Source organism: Marinobacter sp. F4206 (assembly GCF_019392195.1).
Taxonomy (GTDB): Bacteria; Pseudomonadota; Gammaproteobacteria; order Pseudomonadales; family Oleiphilaceae; genus Marinobacter.
In genome coordinates this window covers 855,639-880,990 of sequence record NZ_JAHXKI010000002.1, presented here as the reverse complement: position 1 = coordinate 880,990, position 25,352 = coordinate 855,639, and the positions used below count along the sequence as shown (strand labels likewise).

At 59.5% G+C, this 25,352-nt stretch carries 21 protein-coding genes; 16 read left to right on the top strand and 5 right to left on the bottom strand.

What is annotated here, in order from left to right; genetic code table 11:
- Positions 1–79 precede the first annotated feature (79 nt).
- The 16 genes from KZO34_RS06475 (at position 80) to KZO34_RS06400 (ending at position 19,312) form a co-directional block, all read left to right on the top strand.
- Complete coding sequence (locus tag KZO34_RS06475; protein WP_219474651.1) at positions 80–3,823, top strand: nitrate reductase subunit alpha; 3,744 nt, start codon at positions 80–82, stop codon at positions 3,821–3,823.
- Positions 3,820–5,394, top strand: coding sequence for a nitrate reductase subunit beta (gene narH, locus KZO34_RS06470; RefSeq protein ID WP_219474647.1), 1,575 nt, complete (start codon positions 3,820–3,822; stop codon positions 5,392–5,394). The genes KZO34_RS06475 and narH overlap by 4 nt, the downstream gene beginning before the upstream one ends.
- A 10-nt stretch (positions 5,395–5,404) precedes the next feature.
- Complete coding sequence (gene narJ / locus KZO34_RS06465) at positions 5,405–6,145, top strand: nitrate reductase molybdenum cofactor assembly chaperone (RefSeq protein ID WP_219474644.1); 741 nt, start codon at positions 5,405–5,407, stop codon at positions 6,143–6,145.
- A 20-nt stretch (positions 6,146–6,165) separates the two neighbouring features.
- Positions 6,166–6,843, top strand: coding sequence for a respiratory nitrate reductase subunit gamma (gene narI / locus KZO34_RS06460; protein ID WP_219474642.1), 678 nt, complete (start codon positions 6,166–6,168; stop codon positions 6,841–6,843).
- A 60-nt stretch (positions 6,844–6,903) separates the two neighbouring features.
- Positions 6,904–7,710 carry a peptidylprolyl isomerase gene (locus KZO34_RS06455; protein WP_219474639.1) on the top strand — a complete coding sequence of 269 codons (807 nt, stop codon included), beginning with the start codon at positions 6,904–6,906 and terminating at the stop codon, positions 7,708–7,710.
- Between the two features lie 119 nt (positions 7,711–7,829).
- Positions 7,830–8,393, top strand: coding sequence for a molybdenum cofactor biosynthesis protein B (moaB, locus tag KZO34_RS06450; RefSeq protein ID WP_219474634.1), 564 nt, complete (start codon positions 7,830–7,832; stop codon positions 8,391–8,393).
- Positions 8,393–9,655 carry a molybdopterin molybdotransferase MoeA gene (locus KZO34_RS06445; protein ID WP_219474630.1) on the top strand — a complete coding sequence of 421 codons (1,263 nt, stop codon included), beginning with the start codon at positions 8,393–8,395 and terminating at the stop codon, positions 9,653–9,655. The genes moaB and KZO34_RS06445 overlap by 1 nt, the downstream gene beginning before the upstream one ends.
- Positions 9,621–10,370, top strand: coding sequence for a Crp/Fnr family transcriptional regulator (locus KZO34_RS06440; RefSeq protein ID WP_219474627.1), 750 nt, complete (start codon positions 9,621–9,623; stop codon positions 10,368–10,370). Before KZO34_RS06445 ends, KZO34_RS06440 begins: the two co-directional genes overlap by 35 nt.
- A gap of 54 nt (positions 10,371–10,424) precedes the next feature.
- Positions 10,425–10,811, top strand: coding sequence for a putative zinc-binding protein (locus KZO34_RS06435; protein WP_219474623.1), 387 nt, complete (start codon positions 10,425–10,427; stop codon positions 10,809–10,811).
- 36 nt (positions 10,812–10,847) lie between these two features.
- Entirely contained in the window at positions 10,848–11,249 is a 402-nt protein-coding gene (locus KZO34_RS06430) for a ribonucleotide reductase subunit alpha (RefSeq protein WP_219474619.1), read from the top strand.
- Positions 11,250–11,395: 146 nt separating this feature from the next.
- Positions 11,396–13,516: a transcriptional regulator NosR gene (gene nosR / locus KZO34_RS06425; RefSeq protein ID WP_219477215.1), complete on the top strand. Its 2,121-nt coding sequence runs from the start codon at positions 11,396–11,398 to the stop codon at positions 13,514–13,516.
- 68 nt (positions 13,517–13,584) lie between these two features.
- The gene (gene nosZ / locus KZO34_RS06420) at positions 13,585–15,483 is read left to right on the top strand and encodes a TAT-dependent nitrous-oxide reductase (protein WP_219474617.1); all 1,899 of its coding nucleotides are present in this window, start codon (positions 13,585–13,587) and stop codon (positions 15,481–15,483) included.
- A gap of 223 nt (positions 15,484–15,706) precedes the next feature.
- Entirely contained in the window at positions 15,707–16,972 is a 1,266-nt protein-coding gene (locus tag KZO34_RS06415) for a nitrous oxide reductase family maturation protein NosD (protein ID WP_219474614.1), read from the top strand.
- Positions 16,972–17,904, top strand: a complete 933-nt coding sequence (locus KZO34_RS06410) for an ABC transporter ATP-binding protein (protein ID WP_219474611.1) — start codon at positions 16,972–16,974, stop codon at positions 17,902–17,904. Before KZO34_RS06415 ends, KZO34_RS06410 begins: the two co-directional genes overlap by 1 nt.
- Positions 17,901–18,731 carry an ABC transporter permease gene (locus tag KZO34_RS06405; protein ID WP_219474609.1) on the top strand — a complete coding sequence of 277 codons (831 nt, stop codon included), beginning with the start codon at positions 17,901–17,903 and terminating at the stop codon, positions 18,729–18,731. Before KZO34_RS06410 ends, KZO34_RS06405 begins: the two co-directional genes overlap by 4 nt.
- Before the next feature lie 14 nt (positions 18,732–18,745).
- Positions 18,746–19,312 carry a nitrous oxide reductase accessory protein NosL gene (locus KZO34_RS06400; protein WP_219474604.1) on the top strand — a complete coding sequence of 189 codons (567 nt, stop codon included), beginning with the start codon at positions 18,746–18,748 and terminating at the stop codon, positions 19,310–19,312.
- A 26-nt stretch (positions 19,313–19,338) separates the two neighbouring features.
- Here KZO34_RS06400 and KZO34_RS06395 read toward each other — a convergent pair whose 3' ends face one another.
- From KZO34_RS06395 to ytfE, 5 genes are all read right to left on the bottom strand, one after another.
- Entirely contained in the window at positions 19,339–19,920 is a 582-nt protein-coding gene (locus tag KZO34_RS06395) for a DUF6448 family protein (protein ID WP_219474601.1), read from the bottom strand.
- A gap of 108 nt (positions 19,921–20,028) precedes the next feature.
- The gene (locus tag KZO34_RS06390; RefSeq protein ID WP_219474598.1) at positions 20,029–21,108 is read right to left on the bottom strand and encodes a helix-turn-helix domain-containing protein; all 1,080 of its coding nucleotides are present in this window, start codon (positions 21,106–21,108) and stop codon (positions 20,029–20,031) included.
- A gap of 118 nt (positions 21,109–21,226) precedes the next feature.
- Positions 21,227–22,219, bottom strand: coding sequence for a GTP 3',8-cyclase MoaA (moaA, locus tag KZO34_RS06385; RefSeq protein ID WP_219474595.1), 993 nt, complete (start codon positions 22,217–22,219; stop codon positions 21,227–21,229).
- Positions 22,220–22,348: 129 nt separating this feature from the next.
- Positions 22,349–24,637 (bottom strand): nitric-oxide reductase large subunit, encoded by a 2,289-nt coding sequence (locus KZO34_RS06380; protein WP_219474590.1) that lies wholly within the window; start codon positions 24,635–24,637, stop codon positions 22,349–22,351.
- Entirely contained in the window at positions 24,630–25,313 is a 684-nt protein-coding gene (ytfE, locus tag KZO34_RS06375) for an iron-sulfur cluster repair protein YtfE (RefSeq protein ID WP_219474586.1), read from the bottom strand. Before ytfE ends, KZO34_RS06380 begins: the two co-directional genes overlap by 8 nt.
- Between the last annotated feature and the right edge of the window lie 39 nt (positions 25,314–25,352).

Sequence of the window (25,352 nt, the reverse complement as noted above, 5' to 3'; positions counted from 1 at the left end):
TAACCACGCAGATTTCGGGCTTTTTCTCACACACAATGGTCTCAAATCGGAACAACGATCCGGCAGACGGAGAGAGACCATGAGTCATTTGATCGACAAGCTGAACTACTTCAGGAAGAAGCGCGAGCCGTTCGCCAACGGGCACGGCGAAACCCACGATGTCTCCCGCGACTGGGAAGACAGCTACCGCAAGCGCTGGCAGCACGACAAGATCGTGCGCTCCACCCACGGCGTTAACTGCACCGGTTCCTGCAGCTGGAAAATCTACGTCAAGAACGGTCTGGTCACCTGGGAAACCCAGCAGACCGATTACCCGCGTACCCGTGCCGACCTCCCCAATCACGAGCCCCGTGGTTGTCCTCGCGGCGCCAGCTACTCCTGGTACATGTACAGCGCCAACCGCCTGAAATACCCGCTGATGCGCAAGCACCTGATGAAGCTCTGGCGCGCGGCGAAAGCACAGCACAAGGATCCGGTCGAAGCCTGGGCCTCAATTGTTGAAGACCCCAAGAAAACCGCCGAATACAAGCCGCGCCGTGGCATGGGCGGCTTCGTGCGCTCCAGCTGGGACGAGGTCAACGAGCTGATTGGTGCGTCCAACGTCTACACCGCCAAGCAGCACGGTCCGGACCGCATCATCGGTTTCTCGCCGATTCCTGCCATGTCCATGGTGTCCTACGCCGCCGGTAGCCGCTACCTGTCGCTGATCGGTGGCGTGTGCATGAGCTTCTACGACTGGTACTGTGACCTGCCACCGGCTTCGCCGCAAACCTGGGGCGAACAGACCGACGTTCCGGAATCGGCCGACTGGTATAACTCCGGTTACATCATCGCCTGGGGCTCCAACGTACCCCAGACCCGGACCCCGGACGCGCACTTCTTCACCGAGGTTCGTTATAAGGGCACCAAGACTGTCGCTATCACGCCGGACTACGCGGAAGTGTCCAAGCTGTCTGACGAGTGGCTGAACCCGAAGCAGGGCACCGACGCGGCGCTGGGCATGGCCATGGGCCACGTGATTCTGAAGGAATTCCACGTCGACAAGCCCAGTGCCTATTTCACCGACTACGTGCGCCGGTATACCGACATGCCGTACCTGGTGATGCTGGAGCAAAAGGACGACGGCAGCTACGTGCCGGGCCGGTTCCTGCGCGCCAGTGACCTGGTGGATGGCCTCGGTGAAGAGAACAACCCCGAGTGGAAAACCATTGCCATTGACGAAGCCTCCGGCGAGCTCACCGCGCCTAACGGCTCCATCGGCTACCGCTGGGGCGAGAAGGGCAAATGGAACCTGAAGCAGACCGCGAAAGGTTCTGATGTGAACCTGCAGCTGTCCATGGTCGAGAAACACGACGACGTTGTCGATGTTGCTTTCCCTTATTTCGGCGGTATCGAGCACGACCATTTCCAGCACGTGGAGATCAAGGACGTCCTCAAGCACAAGCTGGGCTCCCGCAAGGTCCAGCTGGCGGATGGCTCCGAAGGTCGCGTGGTCACCGTTTACGATCTGATGGTCGCCAACTACGGCATCAGCCGGGGCCTGGGCGAGGATGACGGCGCCATCTCCTACGAGGAAGTGAAGCCCTACACCCCGGCCTGGCAGGAAAAGATCACCGGTGTGCCCGCCGAGAAAGTAATCCGCATCGCCCGTGAGTTCGCCGATAACGCTGACAAGACCAAGGGCCGCTCCATGGTCATCGTCGGTGCCGGTATGAACCACTGGTACCACATGGACATGAACTACCGTGGCCTGATCAACATGCTGATCATGTGTGGCTGCATCGGCCAGAGCGGTGGTGGCTGGAGCCACTACGTCGGCCAGGAGAAACTGCGTCCGCAGACCGGCTGGCAGCCGCTGGCGTTTGGCCTGGACTGGCAGCGTCCGCCGCGGCACATGAACTCCACCTCCTTCTTCTACGCTCACTCCGGTCAGTGGCGCTACGAGAAACTGGGTGTGGACGAGATCCTGTCGCCGCTGGCGGACAAGTCCAAGTTCGGCGGCAGCCTGATCGATTACAACGTACGCGCCGAGCGCATGGGCTGGTTGCCCTCCGCGCCGCAGCTCAACCGCAACCCTCTGGGGATCGCGGCCGAGGCGGAAAAGGCCGGCATGGAGGTGGCCGACTACGTGGCGCAGTCCATGAAGGATGGTTCCCTGGCCTTTGCTAGCGAGGACCCGGAAGCGCCCCAGAACCACCCGCGCAACCTGTTCATCTGGCGCTCCAACCTGCTGGGCTCCTCCGGCAAGGGCCATGAGTACATGCTGAAGTACCTTCTGGGTACCAAGAACGGCCTGCAGGGCAAGGACCTGGGCCATGAAGGCGGCGCCAAGCCGGAAGAGGTGAAATGGCATGACGAGGCGCCGGAAGGCAAGCTCGACCTGCTGGTGACCCTGGACTTCCGCATGTCCACCACCTGCCTGTATTCCGACATCGTTCTGCCGACCGCCACCTGGTACGAGAAGAACGACCTGAATACTTCGGACATGCACCCGTTCATTCACCCGCTGACCGCCGCCACCGACCCGGCGTGGGAAGCCCGCAGCGACTGGGAGATCTACAAGGGCATCGCCAGGTCTTTCTCAAAGGCTTCCGAGGGCCACCTGGGTGTCGAGAAGGACGTGGTGACCCTGCCGCTGTTGCACGACGCACCGGCGGAGCTGGGCCAGCCCTTCGACGTAAAAGACTGGAAGCGGGGCGAGTGCGACCTGATCCCGGGCAAGACCGCCCCCAACTTCATCACTGTGGAGCGCGACTACCCGAACACCTACGCCCGTTTCACCTCTCTTGGCCCGCTGATGGACAAGCTGGGTAACGGCGGCAAGGGCATCAGCTGGAACACCGAGAAGGAAGTGAACTTCCTCAAGGACCTGAACTACACCCACATTGAGGGTGCCAACGCGGGTCGTCCGAAGATCGAGTCCGCCATTGATGCGGCGGAAGTGATCCTGACCCTGGCGCCGGAAACCAATGGCCAGGTGGCGGTAAAAGCCTGGGCGGCGCTGTCCGAGATGACCGGGCTGGACCACACCCACCTGGCCACCAACAAGGAAGAGGAGAAAATCCGCTTCCGGGACATCGTGGCGCAGCCGCGCAAGATCATCTCCAGCCCGACCTGGTCTGGTCTGGAAGACGAGCACGTGTCCTACAACGCCGGTTACACCAACGTTCATGAGCTGATCCCCTGGCGCACCCTGACCGGTCGTCAGCAGTTCTACCAGGACCATGAGTGGATGCGCGCCTTCGGTGAAAGCCTGCTGGTGTACCGTCCGCCGATCAACACCAAGGCGGTGGGCAGCATGCTTAACCAGCGCAGCAACGGTAACCCGGAGAAAGCGCTGAACTGGATCACGCCGCACCAGAAGTGGGGTATCCACAGCACCTACAGCGACAACCTGCTAATGCTGACCCTCTCCCGCGGTGGCCCCATCGTCTGGCTGAGCGAGGACGACGCCAAGGAAATGGGCATCGTGGACAACGACTGGATCGAGCTGTTCAACGCCAACGGTGCTATCGCGGCCCGGGCCGTGGTCAGCCAGCGCGTGATGCCCGGCATGGTGATGATGTACCACGCCCAGGAGCGGATCGTGAACGTGCCCGGCTCGGAAATCACCGGTACCCGGGGTGGTATCCACAACTCGGTTACCCGGGTCTGCCCGAAACCGACCCACATGATCGGCGGTTACGCCCAGTATTCCTACGGGTTCAACTACTACGGCACGGTCGGCTCCAACCGCGACGAATTCGTGGTGGTGCGCAAGATGCACAACGTCGACTGGCTCGATGGCGAAGGCAATGACACTGTTCAGGAGGCTGTAAAATGAAAATCCGTTCCCAAGTCGGCATGGTACTGAACCTGGATAAGTGCATTGGTTGCCACACCTGTTCAGTAACCTGCAAGAACGTCTGGACCAGCCGTGAAGGCATGGAATACGCCTGGTTCAACAACGTCGAGACCAAGCCCGGTATCGGCTACCCGAAAGAGTGGGAGAACCAGGACAAGTGGAAGGGCGGCTGGATGCGTGACAGCTCCGGCAAGATCCGCCCGAAGATCGGTGGCCGTTTCCGGGTCCTGGCGAATATCTTCGCCAACCCGGACCTGCCGGAGATCGATGACTACTACGAGCCGTTCGATTTCGATTACCAGCACCTGCATACCGCGGGCGACAGCAAGCACCAGCCGGTTGCCCGGCCGCGCTCGCTGATCTCCGGCCAGCGCATGCAGAAGATTGAGTGGGGCCCGAACTGGGAGGAGATCCTCGGTACCGAGTTCGCCAAGCGCCGCAAGGACAAGAACTTCGACCAGGTGCAGGCGGACATCTACGGCCAGTTCGAGAACACCTTCATGATGTACCTCCCGCGTCTGTGCGAGCACTGCCTGAACCCGGCCTGTGTGGCCAGCTGCCCGAGCGGTGCCATCTACAAGCGCGAGGAAGACGGCATCGTCCTGATTGATCAGGACAAGTGCCGCGGCTGGCGCATGTGTGTCTCCGGCTGCCCGTACAAGAAGATCTACTTCAACTGGAAAACCGGCAAGTCCGAGAAGTGCATCTTCTGCTACCCGCGCATTGAAGCCGGCATGCCCACCGTGTGCTCCGAGACCTGTGTCGGCCGCATCCGTTACCTCGGCGTGCTGCTGTACGACGCCGACCGTATCGAGGAAGTGGCCAGCGCTCCGGGGGAGCACGAGCTGTATGAGAAGCAGCTGGAAATCTTCCTGGATCCGTTTGACCCGAAAGTGATCGAACAGGCGAAGAAAGACGGCATCCCGATGAATGTCATCGAAGCGGCCCAGCAGAGCCCGGTCTACAAGATGGCCGTGGACTGGAAACTGGCCCTGCCGCTGCACCCGGAATACCGCACCCTGCCGATGGTCTGGTACGTGCCGCCGCTGAGCCCGATCCAGTCGGCGGCGGAAGCCGGCAAGGTCGAGTTTGATGGGGTGCTGCCGAAGATCGAAAGCCTGCGGATCCCGGTCAAGTACCTGGCCAATCTGCTCACCGCCGGTGATGAGAAACCCATCGTGCGTGCCCTCAAGCGGATCATGGCCATGCGCCTGTACAAGCGCGCTGAAACCGTAGAAGGCAGGGAAGACCTGCGGGCCCTTGAGGAGGCTGGGCTCACCAAGGCCCAGGCGGACGAAATGTACCGCTACCTGGCGATTGCCAACTATGAGGACCGGTTCGTGATTCCAACCAGCCACCGCGAGCTGGCCAAAGAAGCCTTCCCGGACGCCACCGCCTATGGCGAGCGCAACGGTTGCGGCTTCAGCTTCGGCGACGGCTGCAACGGGGACAGCGAGTTCAACATGTTCGGTGGCCGCAAGCAGACCACCAGCATGGTGCAGAAGCTGTCGACCGTGAAGCAGGTTGACCCGAAACAGCTGCAGGAATAAGGAGGCCGAGATGCAACTTTTGAAAGTACTGGCACGGGTTCTTGAGTACCCCACTGAAGAGCTCCAGGCCTCCAAGGACGCCCTGGTAGCCGCGGTCCTTGAAGACACCCGGCTGCCCCGGCAGAACAAGGAGCAGCTACTCCGCGGGGTGGAAATCGTGTGCGCCGGCGACCTCATGGACATGCAGGAGAACTACGTCGGCATCTTCGACAAGGGCCGGGCAACGTCCCTGCTGCTGTTCGAACACGTGCACGGGGAATCCCGTGACCGCGGCCAGGCCATGGTGGATCTGATGGAGCAATACCGGGCCAACGGCCTGGAGATTGACGCCAGGGAGCTGCCGGACTACCTGCCGCTGTTCCTGGAATATCTCTCCACCCGCCCGTGGGATGAAATCCGGAACTGGCTGGAGGATATCCACCACATCCTGGGGCTGCTCGCCGAGCGTCTTTACCAGCGTGAGAGCTTCTATCACGTGGTGATGGATTCCCTGCTGGTGCTATCCGGCCGCAAGGTCAATCGCCAGGAGCTGGCGCAGATCGTGGCCTCGGAAGAGCGCGACGACACCCCGGAGGCCCTGGATAAAGTCTGGGAAGAGGAAATGGTGAAGTTTGTCGACGATCAGGGCAGCTCCTGCAGTACCGGCGGCGTTGTAGGCCAGCGCCGCCGCGAACTGGAACAGACCCAGACCATTCACCTGAGTGATCAGCTGATGACGGATGCCACACCCCGTCAGGCAGGGCGCGCCTGAGGGCGCAGGAGGAAATGACAATGTCTTACCTGAACACACTGCTATTTGGAATCTACCCGTACGTCGCCATCGCGGTACTGGTGCTCGGGACCTGGGCCCGTTATGACCAGGGCCAGTTCACCTGGAAAGCCCATTCCAGTCAGATGCTGCGCAAGAAAAACATGGTGATGGCCAGCGTGCTGTTCCATGTCGGTGTGCTGGTGATCTTCTTCGGCCACCTGGTTGGCCTGCTGACCCCGCACGCGCTCTACGAGCCGTTCATGACCCCTGGCACCAAGCAGGTGATGGCGATCGTAGTCGGAGGCATCGCGGGTGTGATGGCCATTGTTGGTGGCGGCATGTTGGCCTGGCGCCGGCTGACCGACCCGCGCGTGAAGGCCAGCAGCTCATTTGCCGACAACATGATCATCGTGATTCTGGTTATCCAGCTGGCACTGGGCCTGCTCACCATCCTGCCCACCCTGGGCCACCTGGATGGCGGAACCATGCTCAAGTTCTCGGCCTGGGCCCAGGGTATCTTCACCCTGCAGGGCGGTGTGGCGGACTACATTGCCGACGTGCACTGGATCTACAAGACCCACATCTTCCTGGGCCTGACCATCTTCGTGCTCTTCCCGTTCACCCGTCTGGTACACATGTTGAGTGTGCCGGTGGAGTATTTCGGGCGGAAGTACCAGGTGGTGCGCAAGCGCGCGTAAAGCAAAACAGCGGGGCTGGTGAACTCGTTCATCGGCCCCGAGATGACAGAGGTGAATACCATGCAACTCATCCCCGTCGGCGACGCCGAAAAACCCAGAAACCAGTTCCCGCCGGTCTACGTGGGTGACACCCTGATCGGAGAGGAGGAGATCGCCCGGGAAATGCAGCACCACCCGGCCGAAGAAGTCGACGAAGCCTGGCACGAAGCGGCAAAAAGCCTCGTTCTCCGCGAACTTCTCCTGAAGCAGGCAAGCCGCCTGAAACTGGATGACATCGCCGATGAAGAAGACCGCATTGCCCGGGTGCTGGAGCTGGAACTCAACGTTCCCGATCCGACTGAGCAGGACTGCGAACGCTTCTACGCGGCGAACCCTGTCCGCTTCCGGAGCCCCACGCTCATGGCAGTCAGCCACATCCTGCTGGCGGCCGCCCCGGACGACGTACAGGAACGGATCCGGCAGGAAGAAGCCGGTCGCCAGTTGCTTTCCGCCCTGCTGGATGGCCGTTCCCGCTTCGCCGATCTGGCCAAACAATACTCTGCCTGCGAGTCCCGACACCAGGACGGCAGTCTGGGCCAGATCAGCAAGGGCCAGACCGTCGAAGAGTTTGAACGACCGGTGCTCAGCCTGCAGGAAGGCCTCAGCCCGGAACTGATCGAGTCCCGGTACGGCTGGCACATCGTCCGTGTGGACCAGCGCATCGATGGCGAACAGTTGCCCTACGAGCACGTCAAACCGCAGATCCGGCAGTACCTGAGCGAGAGCGTGACCAGGCGGGCATTCCGCCAATATCTTCAGGTTCTGGCCTTTGAATATGGCGTGCACGGAGTGGATCTGGATCTGCCCGACACACCGTTGATGCAATAACCTTCTCTCGATCTACCCCTTTACAACCACCGAACTACCCCCTCAGAGGGAGCGCTCTGCGCTCCCTCTGCCGGTAACATTAATGTCAGTCGAAACCCTTTTCCCGCGAGGATTTAAGCATGTCACACGCTTCGGCCGACGCGCCTTTTCAGCCGCTCGATATTGCGGTGCTGACCGTCTCCGACACCCGTTCACTGACCAACGACCAGTCGGGCGATACGCTGCAGCAGCGGCTCAGCGATGGCGGGCACCGCCTGTGTGACCGGAAACTGGTAAAAGATGACATCTACGCCATCCGTGCCTTGGTTTCAGCGTGGATCGCAGATCCTGAAGTGCCGGTGATCCTCGTAACGGGCGGCACCGGCTTCTCCAGTCGAGACAGCACACCCGAGGCTCTGCTGCCGCTGTTCGACAAAACGGTTGAGGGCTACGGCGAACTTTTTCGTCAACTGTCCTTCGCCAGCATTGGAACATCCACTATCCAGTCCCGCGCCGTCGCGGGATTGGCCAATCGCACTCTTATCTGCGCCATGCCCGGCGCGCCACGAGCCTGCGCCCTGGCCTGGGACGAGGTCATTGGGCCACAGCTGGATATCCGGCACCGTCCCTGTAATTTCGTCGACCAGCTCATCCCCGAAGCCGAGGGAACCTGCATCACTCGATCTCTCTCGGGAGCAGCGTGATGTTCGATTGTATCTGCGATATTGAGCGCCCGTCGTACTCCGGCCAACAGGCAAAGTCGCTGATGCCTGTCGACCGTGCCCAGCATGCCCTGAGTGACATGGCGCGAATTGTGGTGGGCCGGGAGCAGATCCCGCTGGCGCATTGCCAGGGGCGCATTCTCGCTCGAGATCTGTATGCCGAGGAGACCGTGCCGCCTCATGACAACAGCGCTATGGACGGATATGGGTTGAAGCTTCAGGATCTGCCCGCGGACCGGATTCTTGCGGTCGCCCAGCGGGTTCCGGCTGGCGTTTTTCCTGCCGGTCAGGAAAAAGGCACGGCTGTAAGAATCTTTACCGGAGCCCCCGTCCCGGCAGGTATCGATACCGTAGTCCCGCAAGAGCAGGTGAACCTGCTCGCTGATGGCCGAATCGAGCTCCAGATGGTTCCGGCACTGGGGCAGAACATCCGGCGCGCTGGCGAGGACATACAGGCGGGCAGCCCGCTCCTGGCGGCCGGAACCCGCCTCCAGTCGGCTGAAATCGGCCTGCTGGCAAGCCAGGGCATCTCGGACGTCAACGTGTTCGCCGCCCTTCGTGTGGCGGTCGTCACGACGGGTGACGAATTGGTCTCACCCGGCCAACGATTGGGCGCCGGGCAAATCTACGACATCAATTCATTTTCACTGCGGGCAGCCCTGGAGCGTCTGGGCTGCCAGGTTACCCAGACCGGTCTGGTCGCGGATACCTTTGAGGCGACTCGCGACGCCCTCGCCAACGCCGCCGAATCTCACGATCTGGTCATTACTACCGGTGGCGTCTCGGTCGGCGACGAAGATCACGTGCGGCCATCGGTACAGGCCCTGGGGAACCTTCATCTTTGGGGGGTCGCCATGAAGCCCGGCAAGCCCTTCGCTTTCGGCCACATTGGCCAGACTCCCTTTCTGGGATTACCAGGAAACCCCATGGCTGCTCTGGTGACATTCGAGGTTTTAGCCGTGGACTTCATTCGTCAGCTGATGGGCGCCAGAAACCGGCCTTTCCTGCCGGTACCCGTAGCTGCCGGCTTTGCCCGTGCCCGCTCCAATCCCAGGCAGGAATACCTGCGCGTGATGCTCAGCAGCGACGGAGGCGCCCTGAAGGCTGACCTGGCCGGATCCCAGAGTTCGGGCGTGCTGTCCGTGGCCAGCAGGGCCGACGGTTACTTGATCGTTCCACCAAACAACTCCATCACCGAGGGATCGCACTATGCCTTTGTCCATCGTGACCAGTTGTACTACTGACCCGGTTATCGGCTTTCCGAACCCTGACGCTGACGACGGCCCGGAGGAATTTTCAGCACTGCGTCGTCATCCTCTTTTCAGCGACCTGAGCAGCGCAGACTTCCGTGACCTGTCCATGCGTACAAGGCAGATCCACTTGGAGAAACATGAACTGCTTTACCGCCAGGATACCGAAGCCAAGCATTTCTATTTTGTAGTGTCGGGTCGGTTAAGGCTGTACCGGTTGGACTATTCCGGTTTCGAGCGAACGCTTGACAGTCTGGAAACGGGCGACTGTTTCGCCGAGGTCATGATCTACGCCAACCCGGCCCGGTACGCCTGTTACGCGGAATCAATGAAACGCAGTGTGGTCCTGAGCATTCCGATCCAGGCCTACCGGGCACTCATCACGGCACGTCCGGATTACGCTGAGAAGGCACTCGCCCATTACGCGGCGCGCGCAGTCTCTCGGTTCCACGATCTGGAAATCATGACGGTTCAGAATGCCCGTGACCGGCTCATCCGTTATCTGATCGACCTGCTACCCAATGGTACCGACCAGGCCGGCGAAGTGGAGTTGCCATTGCCCAAGTGCCTGGTGGCTTCGCGCCTGGCCATGCAACCGGAGACCTTCTCCCGGATCCTGGCCGAGCTGAAAGCCAACGGCCTGATTCGGGTGAATCGTAGCAAGCTGTTCATCTCCGACCCGCAGCGGTTGATCGAGGTCAGCCAGTAAACCCCTGGTATGCCCGTGCCCTGATACCTGCAGGTTCTGTTCGAAGGAGGCTGTATGACATCAAGAAAGCAACGTCCACTTATCTATTCCTGTTCCGGCTGCTCGGACGTGGCGCAGCTCGCGAACAACGTGGCTGTCAGGCTGGACCACGCCGGCGAGTTCGAAATGTCCTGTATCTCCGGCGTCGGCGGCAGGGTGCCGGCACTGGTGAAGACCGCCCGCTCCGGTCGCCCGATCACGGTAATTGACGGTTGCCCGCTGCAATGCGCCCTGAGCTGCCTTGAAAACGTGGGTGTGACACCGGATGAGCACGTCCGGCTGTATGAATCCGGCTTTAAGAAACGCTATGGGCAGAGTTACGGCGAGGCGGCAATCCGGGACGTCTGCGAGCAGGTCCTTGCGCGTCGTGACCACGCACAACTGATAGCCCGGCAGGCCTAAGCCTGCCCTGCCACACATTATTCAGGAACTCGTTTGATGATCAGTAGCTACAGAGATTTAGTACAAGCAAGCCGCGGCCAGACCGATGCCCAGCGGTTTCTTTTCGTGTTCTGTCGGGCCGAGTTGCCCGACGACGCCTCCGTCGAGGAAAAAGAGGCTTTCGAGCGCGGTGAGGGCGGTGCCCTGACGCCGGTCATCTGCGTGGATAAGTCCCCCGATGAGGCCCCGGATTTCCCGGCGCTTGTGGAGGAGTCCCGCGCGACCGGGCAGGCCTGGGATGTGGTCTTTGTCGCGGCCATGTCGGGACGCGGCGGCATGGAGCCTTCCACCGACGAAGCCCAGCAGCCCCTCACCATGATGGTGGAGTCTATCCGTCTGGGGCATATCTCCAACTACTTGCCGTTGAATACCCGGGGCGAAGCGGTCGCGCTTCAATAGGCCTACTGTTCGCGGCGTGTGCTGCGGCATATCCCATAAGCGGTATTTGATTGTTGTAAATTTTGTCTAGGCTTCAAACAGGTTGCCGTCTTCGGGAGACTGAAGTGAACGCATGGTTACGCACCGCTACCCGCCTTCTTCTTGCCATTACCTGGGCGACTGGCGTCCTGGCGCCAGCCGCCTGGGCAGAGCCGTTGTCCGGCTATGAACCGGTTGCCGCCCGCCAGGTCATCCAGAAAGCGTTTCCCTCGGTAACAGAGCTGGCGCCCCGTGACGGCAACCGGGCGATACAGGAGCTGTACGCCGGGGATGAGCTCAAGGGCTACGCCTATCAGAGCCTGGATTTTGTCCAGACACCGGCCTATTCGGGCAAGCCGATCAATGTGGTAGTGGTCCTGGACACCAAGGGCAAGATCGTCCAGAACCGGGTCATCGAACACCACGAGCCGATCCTGCTGGTGGGTATTCCCGAGAGCAAGATGCATGATTTTACCGACCAGTACATCGGCTTGAAAGCCGACCAGCGGGTAACCGTTGGCGGCACCTCCAGCGAGCGAAAAGTTGCCGTGGATGGTCTGTCCGGCGCGACGGTGACGGTGATGGTGATCAACGAAGTGATCATGCGCACGGCTCACAAGGTTGGTGCCGAACTGGGACTGGTGAAAGGCGCCAGTGACAGCCGGCCGCCCATGTCGGAGCTGAAAACCGGCGCCTTCGAGCCGAAGAGCTGGCAGGAACTGACCGGAGAGGGTTCTGTGCGCCGGCTGCTGCTGCCCCGTGGTCAGGTCGATGATGCCTTCAAGGGCACGGACGCCGAGGAGGTGGGCAAGGCCGCGCCGGAAGAACGCGACGACCCGCTGATTGATCTCTATGCCGCTTATCTGAATGTCCCCACCATCGGCCGGAACCTGTTGGGCGAGAGCCAGTACCAGTGGCTGACCACGGAACTCAAGGAGGACGAACATGCCATAGCCGTGATGGCTGAGGGAGACTATTCCTTCAAGGGGTCCGGCTATGTACGCGGTGGCATTTTTGATCGTATCCAGATTCGCCAATTCGGTGACACCTTCAATTTTCGAGACCTGGATTATTACCGTCTGAGCGATGTCTACGCTGACGGCATGCCCGATTTCGGTGAAATGGCCATCTTCATCGTTCGTCAACAGTACGACTTCGACCCGGGCACGGACTGGACCCTCGAGCTAACCGTCAAGCGCCAGACGGGACCACTGGACAGTGAGTTTCAGGTTTTCCCGCTCAGTTACCAGTTACCAGACCAGTACTACACCCGCCCGGAACCCGTTTTGTCCGAAGAGGAAATGCTGGCGGAGCAGCCCATGTGGGTGCAGGTGTGGTACCAGCGCGATTTCCAGATTGTGGTCTTGGGCCTGGGGATCGGTGTGCTGCTGTTCATCCTGTTCTTCCAGGATTGGCTGGTGCAAAAGCCGGAGATCTTCCGATGGATCCGTCTTGGCTTCCTGGTCTATACCCTGTTTTTCATCGGCTGGTATGCCCTGGGGCAGTTGTCCATCGTCAACGTGCTGACTTTCGTGAACAGCATGATCAGCGGCTTCACCTGGGAAACCTTTTTGATTGACCCGATGCTGTTCATCCTCTGGGCGGTGGTGGCCGCGATCATATTGTTGTGGGGGCGCGCCGTTTACTGTGGCTGGCTGTGCCCGTTCGGAGCCCTACAAGAGCTCCTCAACGAGCTCGCTCGCAGGCTAAAGGTGCCCCAGTACACCGTACCTTTCGCCTGGCATGAGCGACTGTGGGCGATCAAGTACATCATCCTTCTGGTGCTGTTCGGGGTGTCCCTGGAGTCCATGGCGGCGGCCGAGCGACTGGCCGAAGTGGAACCGTTCAAAACTGCCATCACCCTCAAGTTCGATCGTAGCTGGCCCTTCGTCAGCTATGCCGTCGTGCTGTTGGTGGTCAACCTGTTCACTCGCAAGGTCTTCTGCCGGTACCTGTGCCCGCTGGGCGCCGCCCTCGCACTGCCGAGCAAATTGCGGGTGTTCGACTGGCTGAAACGCCGGAAGGAGTGCGGCAATCCCTGCCGGCTCTGTGACCACGAATGCGAAGTCCAGGCCATCCATCCTGACGGCCACATCAATTACATGGAGTGCCATTACTGCCTCGACTGTCAGGTGACCTATTTCAACGACCACAAGTGCCCGCCACTGATCGTCAAACGTCGTGGCAAACGCCGTGGTCACAACGCGCCAGGCCACCCGGATGAGATTCCGGTGAAGCAGGTGCCCTAAGCAGTGCAGGAAAATAACCAGAAAAACGAGAAGCAAAACCGCCATGACCAATAACGGAGTTGGATGTGATGAAAAAGAGAGATGAGCTGATCAAGGACGCTTCCGAAACGACCGAGAGCGGCCTTAGCCGCCGCCGTTTCATGGGGGCCGCCGCTCTTGCAGGGGTTGCAGGAGCAACGGGTCTTGGTACTGCAGTGATGTCCCGGGAGGCCTTTGCCGAAGCCGCCGAGAACGCCCGCAACAATTTTGTGGTGCACCCGGGTGAGCTGGACGAATATTACGGCTTCTGGAGCGGCGGCCATTCCGGCGAAGTGCGCGTTCTGGGTGTGCCCTCGATGCGGGAATTGATGCGGATTCCGGTATTCAATGTCGATTCGGCAACGGGCTGGGGTATCACCAATGAGAGCAAGGATGTCCTCGGGCATGACAACACGCATCTGAACGGTGATGCCCACCACCCGCACATTTCCATGACCGATGGCCGGTATGACGGTAAGTACCTGTTCATCAACGACAAGGCCAATACCCGGGTGGCCCGCATCCGCCTCGACATCATGAAGTGTGACAAGATCACCACCATACCCAATGTGCAGGCGATCCATGGCCTGCGCCTGCAGAAGGTGCCAAAGACCAAGTACGTGTTCTGCAACGCCGAGTACGTGATTCCCCATCCGAACGATGGCGGTGACACCAGCCTTGAAAGCAGCTTTACCATGTTCAATGCGGTGGACGCCGAGACCATGGAGGTCGCCTTCCAGGTGATCGTCGATGGTAACCTCGACAATACCGACGCGGACTACACTGGCAAGTATGCCTGCTCGACCTGTTATAACTCCGAAAAGGCTCTGGATCTCGCCGGCACCATGCGCAATGATCGCGACTGGGCAGTGGTCTTCAACATCGAACGGATCGAGAAAGCCGTCAAAGATGGCGACTACAAGACCCTGGGCGATTCCAAGGTACCGGTGGTGGATGGTCGCCATGGTTCGGAACTGACCCGGTATATACCTGTCCCGAAGAATCCGCACGGTCTGAATACGTCGCCCGATGGCAAATATTTCATTGCCAATGGCAAGCTGTCGCCGACCTGTACGGTAATTGCAATCGACAAGCTGGATGACCTGTTCGCCGGCAAGTTGAAGGAAGAACGTGATGTCGTTGTTGCCGAGCCGGAACTGGGCCTTGGGCCTCTGCACACCACGTACGATGGTCGCGGTAATGCGTACACCACGCTGTTCATCGACAGCCAGGTCTGCAAATGGAACATCGCCGATGCCATCAAGCACTATAATGGCGAGAAGGTGAACTACATCCGCCAGAAGCTTGATGTGCATTACCAGCCCGGCCACAACCATGCCTCACTGACCGAGTCCCGTGATGCCGATGGCAAGTGGCTGGTGGTGTTGTCCAAGTTCTCCAAGGACCGGTTCCTGCCGGTGGGCCCCCTGCATCCGGAAAATGATCAGCTGATCGATATCTCCGGTGAGGAAATGAAGCTGGTGCACGATGGTCCAACCTTTGCCGAGCCCCACGACTGTATTCTGGTGCGCCGTGATCAGATCAAGACGAAGAAGATCTACGATCGCGACGATCCTTACTTTGCCTCGGCCCGTGAGCAGGCGAAGCAGGATGGTGTCACCCTGGAGGCTGACAACAAGGTTATCCGTGACGGCAACAAGGTACGGGTGTACATGACCTCGGTTGCTCCCATGTACGGTATGACCGAGTTCAAGGTGAAACAAGGCGATGAGGTGACAGTGTATGTGTCGAACCAGGACACCATCGAAGACGTCACGCACGGCTTCTGTATGGTGAACCACGGCGTGAGCATGGAAATCAGCCCGCAGCAGACTTCGTCGGTGACGTTCGTGGCAGACCGCCCGGGGGTTCACTGGTACTACTGCAACTGGTTCTGCCATGCCCTGCACATGGAAATGCGCGGTCGCATGATAGTTGAGAAGGCCTGACCTCCTCTTTGCCGGGGCTCCTTTGGGAGTTCCGGCCTTACCTTCACCATGGGAGAAGCAATCCAAGAGGAGGCTGCTTTCCAAAACACGCTCCTTCGGCACATCCATGTGATGCTTGGGCTTCGCCATCCATGGCTTCGCACAGTTTTGGAAAGCAGCCTCCTCTTGAATTGCCAGAATTCTGGCAAAGCCCGAGGAAAATCCACCTCTCAGAGAAACATTGATGTGCCAACTTTTGCGTTATGGGGTGGCCCTGAGCGTCGCTCTGTTATCGCTGACCGCGAATGCGGACCTGCAACAGCAACTAGATGCCCTGGAACCGGGCACGACTTTTCAACTTCCCCCGGAGCAGGTTGCATCCCTCGCTCTTCGGGTGCCTGGGGTAACCGTGTCTTGCCATCCTGATACGGTGATCGACGGCGGCGGGCAGGGGAATGCCGTGGATATTGTCGCTGAAGAGGTGACGTTGTCCGGTTGTTCGGTGCGCAACTGGGGCCGGGATCTGAACGAGCTGGATGCTGGCATATTTGTGGCTCGGGAGTCCCGTGGCGTGGTGGTTGAGGGCAACCGTTTGCAAGGCCCGGCGTTTGGGGTCTGGCTGGATGCAGCACCGGATGCGATTGTTCGCAACAACACGATCCGTGGCGACGCCAGTATGCGTCCTAACGACCGGGGTAACGGGATTCATCTGTTCAACACCACCGGGGCGCTGATTGAGGACAACCGTATCCGTCAGACCCGGGATGCGATTTATATTGAAACCGCTAATGGTAATGTCATCCGCGGCAATGTGATGGCCGATCTGCGTTACGGCATTCATTACATGTACTCGATGGATAATTTGTTAGAGGACAACGTCACCCGAGGCACCCGCACCGGCTATGCGTTGATGCAGAGTAAGCGCCTGAAGGTATTCAATAACCGGTCGGAGAACGACGAGAACTACGGCATCCTGATGAACTTCATTACCCAGTCCGAACTGCGCGGGAACGTGGTGACCGGGGTGTCGCAAGGGCAGACTGCCGGTGTTGCGATTGATGGGGCCGAGGGCAAAGCCGTGTTTATCTATAACTCCCTGTACAACACGTTTGAAGGCAACGTGTTTGCCGAAAGCAACATTGGCATTCATCTGACCGCCGGATCGGAAGACAACGAGGTGTTCGGGAATGCCTTTCTTAACAATAAACGTCAGGTTAAATATGTCGCGACCCGCACCCAGGAGTGGTCAAGGAAGGGAGAAGGCAATTACTGGAGTGATTATCTGGGTTGGGATCGAGACCAGGACGGTTTGGGCGACGTGCCTTACGAGCCCAACGACAATGTCGACCGCCTGCTGTGGAAATATCCCGAGGCAAAGATTCTGATGTTCAGCCCGGCGGTGGATACCCTGCGCTGGGTTCAGGATACCTTTCCCGTGGTCAAGTCTGCAGGTGTAGCCGATTCCCACCCCCTTATGCGTATCCCCGCTGATCTGCAACCGGAGCATTGATGAGCTGCTTTCGTCTTGAGAATGTGAGTTTCCGTTATGGCAAGAAGCCAGTGCTGAACGGTGTCGACCTGCGCCTGGAGCCGGGCGAGATCCTGGGCCTGTTTGGTCACAATGGGGCTGGCAAAACCACATCCATCAAACTCATCCTGGGGCTGATGCAGCCCACTCAGGGAGCGATGTCTGTTCTTGGCGGGGAGGCGGGCGATCCCGAGGTGACCCAGCACATCGGGTATCTGCCGGAAAATGTAATGTTCTACCCGCAACTTACGGGGCGGGAGATCCTCAAACATTTTGCCCGTTTGAAAGGGGCGTCGCCGGGGCAAGTTCCCGAACTGCTCGCGCGGGTCGGACTCGGCGACGCCATGGATGCCCGCACCAAAACTTACTCCAAGGGCATGCGTCAGCGTCTCGGCCTGGCCCAGGCGCTGTTGGGGCGGCCAAAGTTATTGATGCTTGATGAGCCCACCGTGGGTCTTGATCCGGTAGCGACGGCAGACCTCTACCGGCTGCTTCGGAAGCTGCGCGACGAAGGCACCGGCATTGTGCTCTGTTCCCATGTACTGCCGGGTGTTGAGCCTTATATTGACCGCGCAGCCATCCTCACCGAGGGCGCCCTGAGGGCTGTCGGTGACCTGTCGGCCCTCAGGCGGCAGGCCAATATGCCGGTCACCCTGTCGCTCGAGCCGGTGAACAGTATTTCGGCTCTTGAACAGGTGATTGACGGGGCCTCGTCCAGCAATGGCCTGATGGTCAGTACTGACAGCGGGCGCTTGACGGTGGACGTGCAGTCCGGGGATAAAATGCCACTGTTGCAGGCCTTGATGGCTTCCGGGGAGCTGGCTGATATCAGCATCCACCAGCCGAGTCTGGAAGACATTTACGTGCACTTCATCGGCTCTGGTGGACTTGCCCACCGTGGAGGCAGCCAATGAACAGCATCTGGACCATTGCCCGCAAGGAACTGAGCGATAGTCTGCGAAACCGCTGGCTAATGGCCATCTCACTGGTGTTCGCAACCCTGGCCCTGGGTATCGCCTGGTTCGGCGCTGCTGCCTCGGGGCAGGTCGGCTACGCGTCGACGCCCGCCACCATCGCCAGCCTGGCCAGCCTGGGAATCTTCCTGATCCCGCTGATAGCACTGTTGCTGGCCTACGATGCCATCGTTGGTGAAGAGGAGGGCGGTACCCTGTTGTTGTTGATGACCTACCCGCTCAGTCGCAGCCAGCTGCTGCTCGGAAAATTTCTCGGCCACGGATTGACCCTGGCCCTTGCCACGCTCATCGGCTTTGGCGTTGCCGGCGTGGCCATTGCACTCCTGGTGGAGGATGTTGATATTGCCGGCCTGGCCGTTGCCATGTTCCGGTTTATTGCCTCCACGGTCCTGTTGGGCTGGGGCTTCATTGCTTTGGCTTATATGGTCAGCGTCAGAGTCAGCGAGAAGCCAGTCGCGGCCGGCCTGGCCCTGGCGATCTGGTTTTTCTTTGTGCTGATCTTCGACCTCGCGCTGCTGGGTACCCTTGTGGCGAGCGAGGGCCAGTTCAGCTCGCAGCTTTTACCGTGGCTGTTGATGCTCAATCCGACCGATATCTATCGCCTGCTGAATATCGTGGCCTTCAGCGATAACGCTCAGCTCAGCGGTGTTCTCAGCCTTGGTGCAGATCTGCCAATCAGTGCCGCCGGGCTTTGGCTGGGTCTGGTACTCTGGTTTGCGGTTCCGCTGGCCGGGGCCCTTTTGCTGTTTCGAAATCGTCGCATCTGAACGGAGTTTCCTTGATGACTTGCACCAACCAATACCTGCGTTGGGTATTCCTGATCCTGACGACCATCCTGCTTGCTGCCTGCGGCAATAATGAGGAGCAGGCCAACACCCGGCCCGACCCCGTGCACATCGCATCCGGTGACGAATGCCATGTGTGTGGCATGGTGATTGAGGGCTTCCCCGGTCCGAAAGGCGAGGCCATCACCGAGAAAGACCAGCACGTGCGCAAGTTCTGCTCGACCCGCGATATGTTTGCCTGGATGCTGCAGCCGGAAAACGTGAATCGCGCCCACACCCTGTATGTTCACGATATGGCCCAGACCCAATGGCAAAGCCCGGATGACACTGCCCTGATCGACGCCCGGGAGGCGTTCTTCGTGGTCGGATCGGAGCGCGACGGTGCCATGGGTCCGACCCTGGCGTCCTTTGCCGAGGAGGCAGCTGCCGAGGCGTTCAGTAAGGAGTACGGGGGGCAGGTGCTCGCCTACGGGGAAGTCACCCTGGAACATATCAATACCGAGATGCCCCAGGGGGACATGCACGATATGGGAGACATGGACGCTTCAGCGATGGAGCAGTAAACGGTTCCTCCCCCCCGCAAGTAGTGTCAGTGTCCTACATGTTCATCGGCGATGATGTTATGGATTTCTTCGATTGAGTGCACGTAACGAACGTAGTTTTCTACGAATTCGCGTCCCTCGGCGACGGTCTCTGCGTCAGCGCCTTTCCTGACCTTGTGAAATTGCGTCAGGACAAATTTGGTGACGTTGTCACCCAGCTTCTGTGCCAGGGCATCAACAGCACCGTCGGCAAGCGCCTTGTCGGCAGCTTTGGCCGCAACGGACGCGCTGCCTGCCGGCTGCAATCCGGTGTAGGGTGCTCCTTCAGTTGCCCTGTGCAGGCGCACGAGTGTCTCGAAAAAGAACTGGTCAGCCAGTTCACGGGCCTTTGGATCAAGGCTCCGGACCTCCATGGTGCTCTGGAAGGCGATCTTCAGTTGGTCTTCATCCTCTGTTCCAACCCACTTGAGAACCGGCTTCAGGGATTGCTCATTCAGGGCCTCTCTGGCGTCCTCGATAACCGGCCCGTCCAGGGAATCGCAGTGTGCGAAACTGAATGAACTCCAAAGCAGTGTTCCGCTGATCAGGGCAGGGATGAGGATTCGTTTGGTTTTACGGGATGTGTTCATGATGCACCTCTCGGTCGTGTCCGGGTTTGATGGGCGACATGGGAAAACGCCACATGTTGCCAGCTGCAAATCCACGGTGACTGAAAGGAGGGCTGCCGGCGTCCGGATTCAGGAATCCGAACGTTCGGATTTTCCATCGAACGCCGATGACCGGTTCGGGTTCAAGCGTCGGTACTCTGAGGGAGTCTTGCCGGTGGTTTTTCTGAACAGGGTGTTGAAGACGGATTTCGAGTTGAAGCCGGATTCGTAAAGGATGTCGGTGATGGATGCGTTATCTGAGGGATTCGCGAGGCGCACCCGGGCATGCTCGATGCGGTAACCGTTCACGAACTCATAAAAGTTCATGCCCATTTTCTGGTTCAGAAATCGAGATAGGTCCCTCGGTGTCAGCTCTGCCTGGTGGGCAAGCCGGCTCACGGTAAGGTTGGAGTGCAGGTAGGGACGCTGCTGCTCCATCAACTGTTCGATTCGTGCTGCAAGTTCTTCGACCGGTGGGCCGTCAGTCTCTAACGAAACGGGTTTCACTTCGGAAAGCGCGGGGCTCGGAATTCCGGAAAAGGCCTCGGGTTGCCGGAAAGCCAGTACCGACATGGGGAGCAGAACCAGAATACTCACGACTGTGGTGGCAATAGTCAGCCCTTCGTGGCTGCCTGTCACTCGCATCACGTGGGCGAGCACGCAGTAAACCAGACTCAGGGACCAGGCTGCGGTGTAGGCCAGGAGCAGGATTCTGAGCCAGCTCAGTTCCTTGTTGCCCAGATCGGAAAAAATGTTGCGGAGTTCAAGTCCGAAGCGCGAGATCATCCTCAGCGTTGCACCCAGATAACCGAGCATTATCCCGTGCAGGGCGAGGGCCACCGCGATGGAGTTCATTACACCGGGGTAGTGGCTATCCGACAGCATCCTGGCCTGTGTTTCTGTAGGCAGGCTGTAGTAGCCGACCAAGAACACCAGGCTCGCCGCGAGGAGCGGCAAAAGGTGTAACAGGTGCCGGGCCTTTGGCTTGAAATCCCGGTACATGACCGATTTGGTATACAGGTAAATGGCGCCGGGCTGAAGCATGGCCATGATGGTGCCTGAGAAGGCGACATCGGGAAACGTAGCGGTGAGTCCCGTGGTGTGCAGGAACACTTCCAGCAGGGTGCCGGTGAAGCCGGCAATCATGATCGCCAATAACAGTCGGGGCATGCGCCGGCCCCTGGCGGGCGTAATGCAAAGCAGAATCAAGAACAGGAACTGCGCAATAACGCCGAACAGGATGAGCTGGGGGAGTGTGAGGAGCACCGTGGCATCAAGCGGGGTTGGATCAGCCCCCGGTCATGTTCATGAACCGCAGGATCTGCACGTCGCCCTCACTGGAGAAGTGGTGGCGCTCCGGCTTCAGGTCCATGGCGTTAATGATGGTCTGCCGAAGCTTGTCGTCCGTGACCGGGTTGCCTCGCAGTACTCGGCGCAGATCTACCGAGTGCTCGTTGCCGAGACACAATAGCAGACGGCCTTCCACGGTGACCCGGACCCGGTTGCAGGTGGAGCAGAAGTTGTGGGAGTGGGGGGAAATAAAGCCCACGCGGATCGGGCTGTCCGGCATGCGGTAATAGCGCGCCGGACCCCCGGAGTCTTCAGTGGCGGGCACCAGATCGTGGTGCCGGCGGATGATGCTTTGGACTTCATCGCTGGTGCATAGGGCCAGTCCCCGATCGTGCTCGGAAATCTCACCCAGGGGCATCTCCTCGATGAAGCTGATGTCCACTTGTTTCTTGCGGGCGAACTCAATCAGTTCCGGGATTTCCTCGTCGTTCCGGCCCTTCATCACCACGGTGTTGAGTTTGATGCCCCGAAAACCGGCTTCGCGAGCCGCATCAATGCCGTCCAGTACCCGGTTCAGGTTCCCGGTGCGGGTGATGTTCCGGAATTTTTCGGCGTCCAGGGAGTCGAGGCTGATGTTGAGCCGGTGCATGCCGGCCTTGCGCAACGGCTCGGCCATGGTCGTCAGCTGGCTGCCGTTGGTGGTCATGGCAAAATCGCGCAGACCGTAGGTGCCGATTTCCTTTACCAGTTCCAGGATGTCTTTGCGAACCAGCGGCTCGCCGCCGGTCAGGCGGATTTTTTCGGTGCCGAGGCTAACAAAGTTGCGGGCGACCCGGGCAATCTCCTCGAGGGTCAGGACCTGCTGGCGCGGGAGGAAGGTCATGTCTTCGGCCATGCAGTACACACAGCGGAAATCACACCGGTCGGTGACGGACAGCCGAACGTAGTTCACGGTGCGGCCAAATCGGTCTGTCAGAGGGCTCTGCGGCATTGAGTCGCTTCCTGTTACTGCATGCTTTTCGATCAAGTATAGACGCAGTATCGCAAATTAGTGTAACGAATCCGATACCCCGCGAGGGGTAACCCTCCGGAGCCCTCCATGGCGCCGGTAAGGTCAGATTCACGCGCGGACGGGTTCCTGTTCCGGCGCTCCGTCGTCCTCGGCCGCAACCAGGGTAGGGAAGAACAGGGCTTTTACCACCTGCCAACCGACGGCGAGGGCGCCGACGATAAACACCACATCGCCGATGGTGCGCACCCAGCGCAGAAACTGCAGTATGTCGCTCTGCATAAAGGCTTCACTGCGGGCATACCACAGGCCTTCACTGGCGCTGGCGAAGAACTGGATCAGGCCGACTGGCAGCAGGCTGGTAAACAGCATCAGCACCAGACCCAGGTTCAGCCCCCAGAACCCTACCTTCATCAGTCGCTCGTTGAAGACCACCTGTGGCCTGAGGTATCGCAGGATCAGCAGCGTGAAGCCAAGGGCCAGGAAGCCGTAGACGCCAAACAGGGCGGCATGGGCGTGGGTGGGCGTGGTGTTCAGCCCCTGGATGTAATAGAGCGCGACCGGCGGGTTGATCATGAAACCAAGTACACCGGCTCCGAGCATGTTCCAGAAGGCAACTGCCACGAAGAACACCAGTGGCCAGCGGACGTTTTCCATCCAGGGCGCCTTGTTTTTAAGGTGCCAGTTCTCCCAGGCTTCGTAGCCCAGAACGACCAGCGGGACCACTTCCAGGGCACTGAAGGTGGCGCCAACCGCCATCACCGGGGTGGTGGTGCCGGCAAAGTACAGGTGGTGGAAGGTCCCCGGCACGCCGCCGAGCATGAACAGGCTGGCGGAGGCCAGACTGGCGGATGTCGCCACGGTTCTGGACACCAGACCCATGCTACAGAAGATGAACGCCAGGGCGGTGGTGGCGAATACCTCGAAGAAGCCTTCGACCCACAGGTGCACGATCCACCAGCGCCAGTACTCCATGACCGAAATGTGGGTGCGCTCGCCATAGAAGAAGCCGGCGCCATAGAACAGTCCGATAGCCACCACGGAGGCGGTCAGCAGTGCCAGCAGGTTCTTGTCGCCGGGTTGTCTCAGAGCCGGGACAATGCCGCGAAGCATCAGCACCAGCCAGAAGGCGATGCCGGTGAATTTGCCGATCTGCCAGAGGCGACCGAGATCGACGAACTCATAGCCCTGATGGCCTAGCCAGAAGCTCAAATGTTCGGGCATGATCTGGGCAATCGCCAGGTAGTTGCCGGTAAAGGAGCCGACCACCACGACCACCAGCGCCCAGAACAGGACATCCACGCCCAGTTTCTGGAATTTCGGGTCCCGGCCACCGTTGATGATCGGTGCCAGGAACAGGCCGGCGGCCAGGAAACCGGTCGCAATCCAGAACAGGGCGGCCTGGATATGCCAGGTACGAACCAGGGAATAGGGAAACCACTCGGAAACATTGATCCCGTAAAAGCTCTGGCCTTCAACCGTGTAGTGCGCGGTAAAGCCTCCCAGCATCACCTGGAACCCGAACAGGGCGACGACCAGGAACAGATATTTCCCGAGGGCTTTCTGGGAGGCCGTCAGGGCGAAACCGGCCAGTGGATCTTTTACGGGGGCGGTCGGCTCTTCCTCATCGTGTTTGCGCAGGAACGCCCAGGCCCAGACCAAACCACCGACACCAGCGATGAGCAGGACCACACTGACGATAGACCAGATTATGTTCTCGGCAGTCGGCTTGTTGTCGATCAGTGGCTCGTGGGGCCAGTTGTTGGTGTAGGTGGCGTTGCTGCCGGGTCGTTCCGTAGCGGCTGCCCACGCGGTCCAGAAGAAGAACTCGGTCATCCGCTGGCGCCGCTCCGGGCTGGGCAGGGTGTTTTCCTTCATCGCATAGTTTTCCCGGGTGGAGCGGAGTTCCGGGGCATTGCTAAACAGCCGGCTGTAATAGTCGGCGGTGTCGGCAATGGCCCGGGTACGGCGCTCGGACAGAGTCAGGACTCCTGTCGCCGGGTCGTAGCTATTGGTTCGGTATTCGGTTTTCAGTTCGTATTGCAGGGCATTCTGCTGTTTCCCGTTCAGGTCCTGGTAAGCCAGGCCGAATTTCTCCTCGGCTGCAAGTTCCAGCCAGGCCTTTAACTCCCGATGCAGCCAGTCGGCCGTCCAGTCTGGCGCCTGGTAGGCGCCGTGGCCCCAGATCGAGCCCAGTTGCATCCCGCCCACGGATTGCCAGGCGGTCTGGCCATCGAGGATAGTTTCTTCCGTCATCAGTGCGTCGCCGGTTTCGCTGACGACCTGGTCAGGAATTGGAGGGGCGGAGCGATAGACTTCGGTGCCGAAATAACCCAGCAGGGCGAAAGTCAGCGCAAGTATTGCGATCAGGATTAGCCAGAGTCGGCGGTAATTAGCCATTGGAAGCTCCTCCCATGCGGCCATCAATGCGGTTGAAAAGAATGTTGTTTTCGAGATGGATGTGTTGTTTCAGATCGTCCCGAAAGGTCTCAAGCCCCAGATAAAGCGCTGTCCAGGTGTTGCAGGCATCCCGGGGCAGGCTCATGCCGTTGGCGGTGTCGTTGAGTTGATCCAGGAAGGCGCCGTGACTTTCGTGTTCCTCTCGCATGACCGAGACGGGCGCTACGGCGATGCCGTTGATGCCACGGGTGATCATCGGAAACAGGATCTGCTCTTCCTTGTTCATGTGATTTTCCAGCTCGCCTTGCATCGCCTCGAGTAGCCCTGTGAGCCCCGATGGGCACTTCGGGTGGCTGCCGTGAACACGTTCAACGCGTTTTGCCATCCGGATTAGCTCTGGCAGTTGTTCGCGATGGACGTCGTGATAGCGATTGAGAATGTGTTCGATCAGCGCCTCCATCGAGAGAGTCGCAGGGTTTGGTTGGCCTTCACGCTGGTCGGTACGTGCCTGAATGTCTGCGGCTATCAGATTCGCGTCGAGTCCTTTGGAGCTGGCAGCCTGCTCCAGTGTTGTGTGGCCACCGCAGCAGAAGTCCAGCTTGAGTTGATGGAGGATGGTCGTTGCGCCTGGAAAGTCCCGTGCGATCTGGCCTAAGGGCAATGATGTAATGTTCATGGCATTTCTCCTCTTTAAAAGGTGTAAAAATAATACATC

What these genes read in the sequence shown, in the direction of transcription:
- KZO34_RS06475 (WP_219474651.1), top strand. Translation starts at nt 80, where the DNA reads ATGAGTCATTTGATCGACAAGCTGAACTACTTCAGGAAGAAGCGCGAG.
- narH (WP_219474647.1), top strand. Translation starts at nt 3,820, where the DNA reads ATGAAAATCCGTTCCCAAGTCGGCATGGTACTGAACCTGGATAAGTGC.
- narJ (WP_219474644.1), top strand. Translation starts at nt 5,405, where the DNA reads ATGCAACTTTTGAAAGTACTGGCACGGGTTCTTGAGTACCCCACTGAA.
- narI (WP_219474642.1), top strand. Translation starts at nt 6,166, where the DNA reads ATGTCTTACCTGAACACACTGCTATTTGGAATCTACCCGTACGTCGCC.
- KZO34_RS06455 (WP_219474639.1), top strand. Translation starts at nt 6,904, where the DNA reads ATGCAACTCATCCCCGTCGGCGACGCCGAAAAACCCAGAAACCAGTTC.
- moaB (WP_219474634.1), top strand. Translation starts at nt 7,830, where the DNA reads ATGTCACACGCTTCGGCCGACGCGCCTTTTCAGCCGCTCGATATTGCG.
- KZO34_RS06445 (WP_219474630.1), top strand. Translation starts at nt 8,393, where the DNA reads ATGTTCGATTGTATCTGCGATATTGAGCGCCCGTCGTACTCCGGCCAA.
- KZO34_RS06440 (WP_219474627.1), top strand. Translation starts at nt 9,621, where the DNA reads ATGCCTTTGTCCATCGTGACCAGTTGTACTACTGACCCGGTTATCGGC.
- KZO34_RS06435 (WP_219474623.1), top strand. Translation starts at nt 10,425, where the DNA reads ATGACATCAAGAAAGCAACGTCCACTTATCTATTCCTGTTCCGGCTGC.
- KZO34_RS06430 (WP_219474619.1), top strand. Translation starts at nt 10,848, where the DNA reads ATGATCAGTAGCTACAGAGATTTAGTACAAGCAAGCCGCGGCCAGACC.
- nosZ (WP_219474617.1), top strand. Translation starts at nt 13,585, where the DNA reads ATGAAAAAGAGAGATGAGCTGATCAAGGACGCTTCCGAAACGACCGAG.
- KZO34_RS06415 (WP_219474614.1), top strand. Translation starts at nt 15,707, where the DNA reads ATGTGCCAACTTTTGCGTTATGGGGTGGCCCTGAGCGTCGCTCTGTTA.
- KZO34_RS06410 (WP_219474611.1), top strand. Translation starts at nt 16,972, where the DNA reads ATGAGCTGCTTTCGTCTTGAGAATGTGAGTTTCCGTTATGGCAAGAAG.
- KZO34_RS06405 (WP_219474609.1), top strand. Translation starts at nt 17,901, where the DNA reads ATGAACAGCATCTGGACCATTGCCCGCAAGGAACTGAGCGATAGTCTG.
- KZO34_RS06400 (WP_219474604.1), top strand. Translation starts at nt 18,746, where the DNA reads ATGACTTGCACCAACCAATACCTGCGTTGGGTATTCCTGATCCTGACG.
- KZO34_RS06395 (WP_219474601.1), bottom strand. Translation starts at nt 19,920, where the DNA reads ATGAACACATCCCGTAAAACCAAACGAATCCTCATCCCTGCCCTGATC.
- KZO34_RS06390 (WP_219474598.1), bottom strand. Translation starts at nt 21,108, where the DNA reads ATGCCCCGACTGTTATTGGCGATCATGATTGCCGGCTTCACCGGCACC.
- moaA (WP_219474595.1), bottom strand. Translation starts at nt 22,219, where the DNA reads ATGCCGCAGAGCCCTCTGACAGACCGATTTGGCCGCACCGTGAACTAC.
- KZO34_RS06380 (WP_219474590.1), bottom strand. Translation starts at nt 24,637, where the DNA reads ATGGCTAATTACCGCCGACTCTGGCTAATCCTGATCGCAATACTTGCG.
- ytfE (WP_219474586.1), bottom strand. Translation starts at nt 25,313, where the DNA reads ATGAACATTACATCATTGCCCTTAGGCCAGATCGCACGGGACTTTCCA.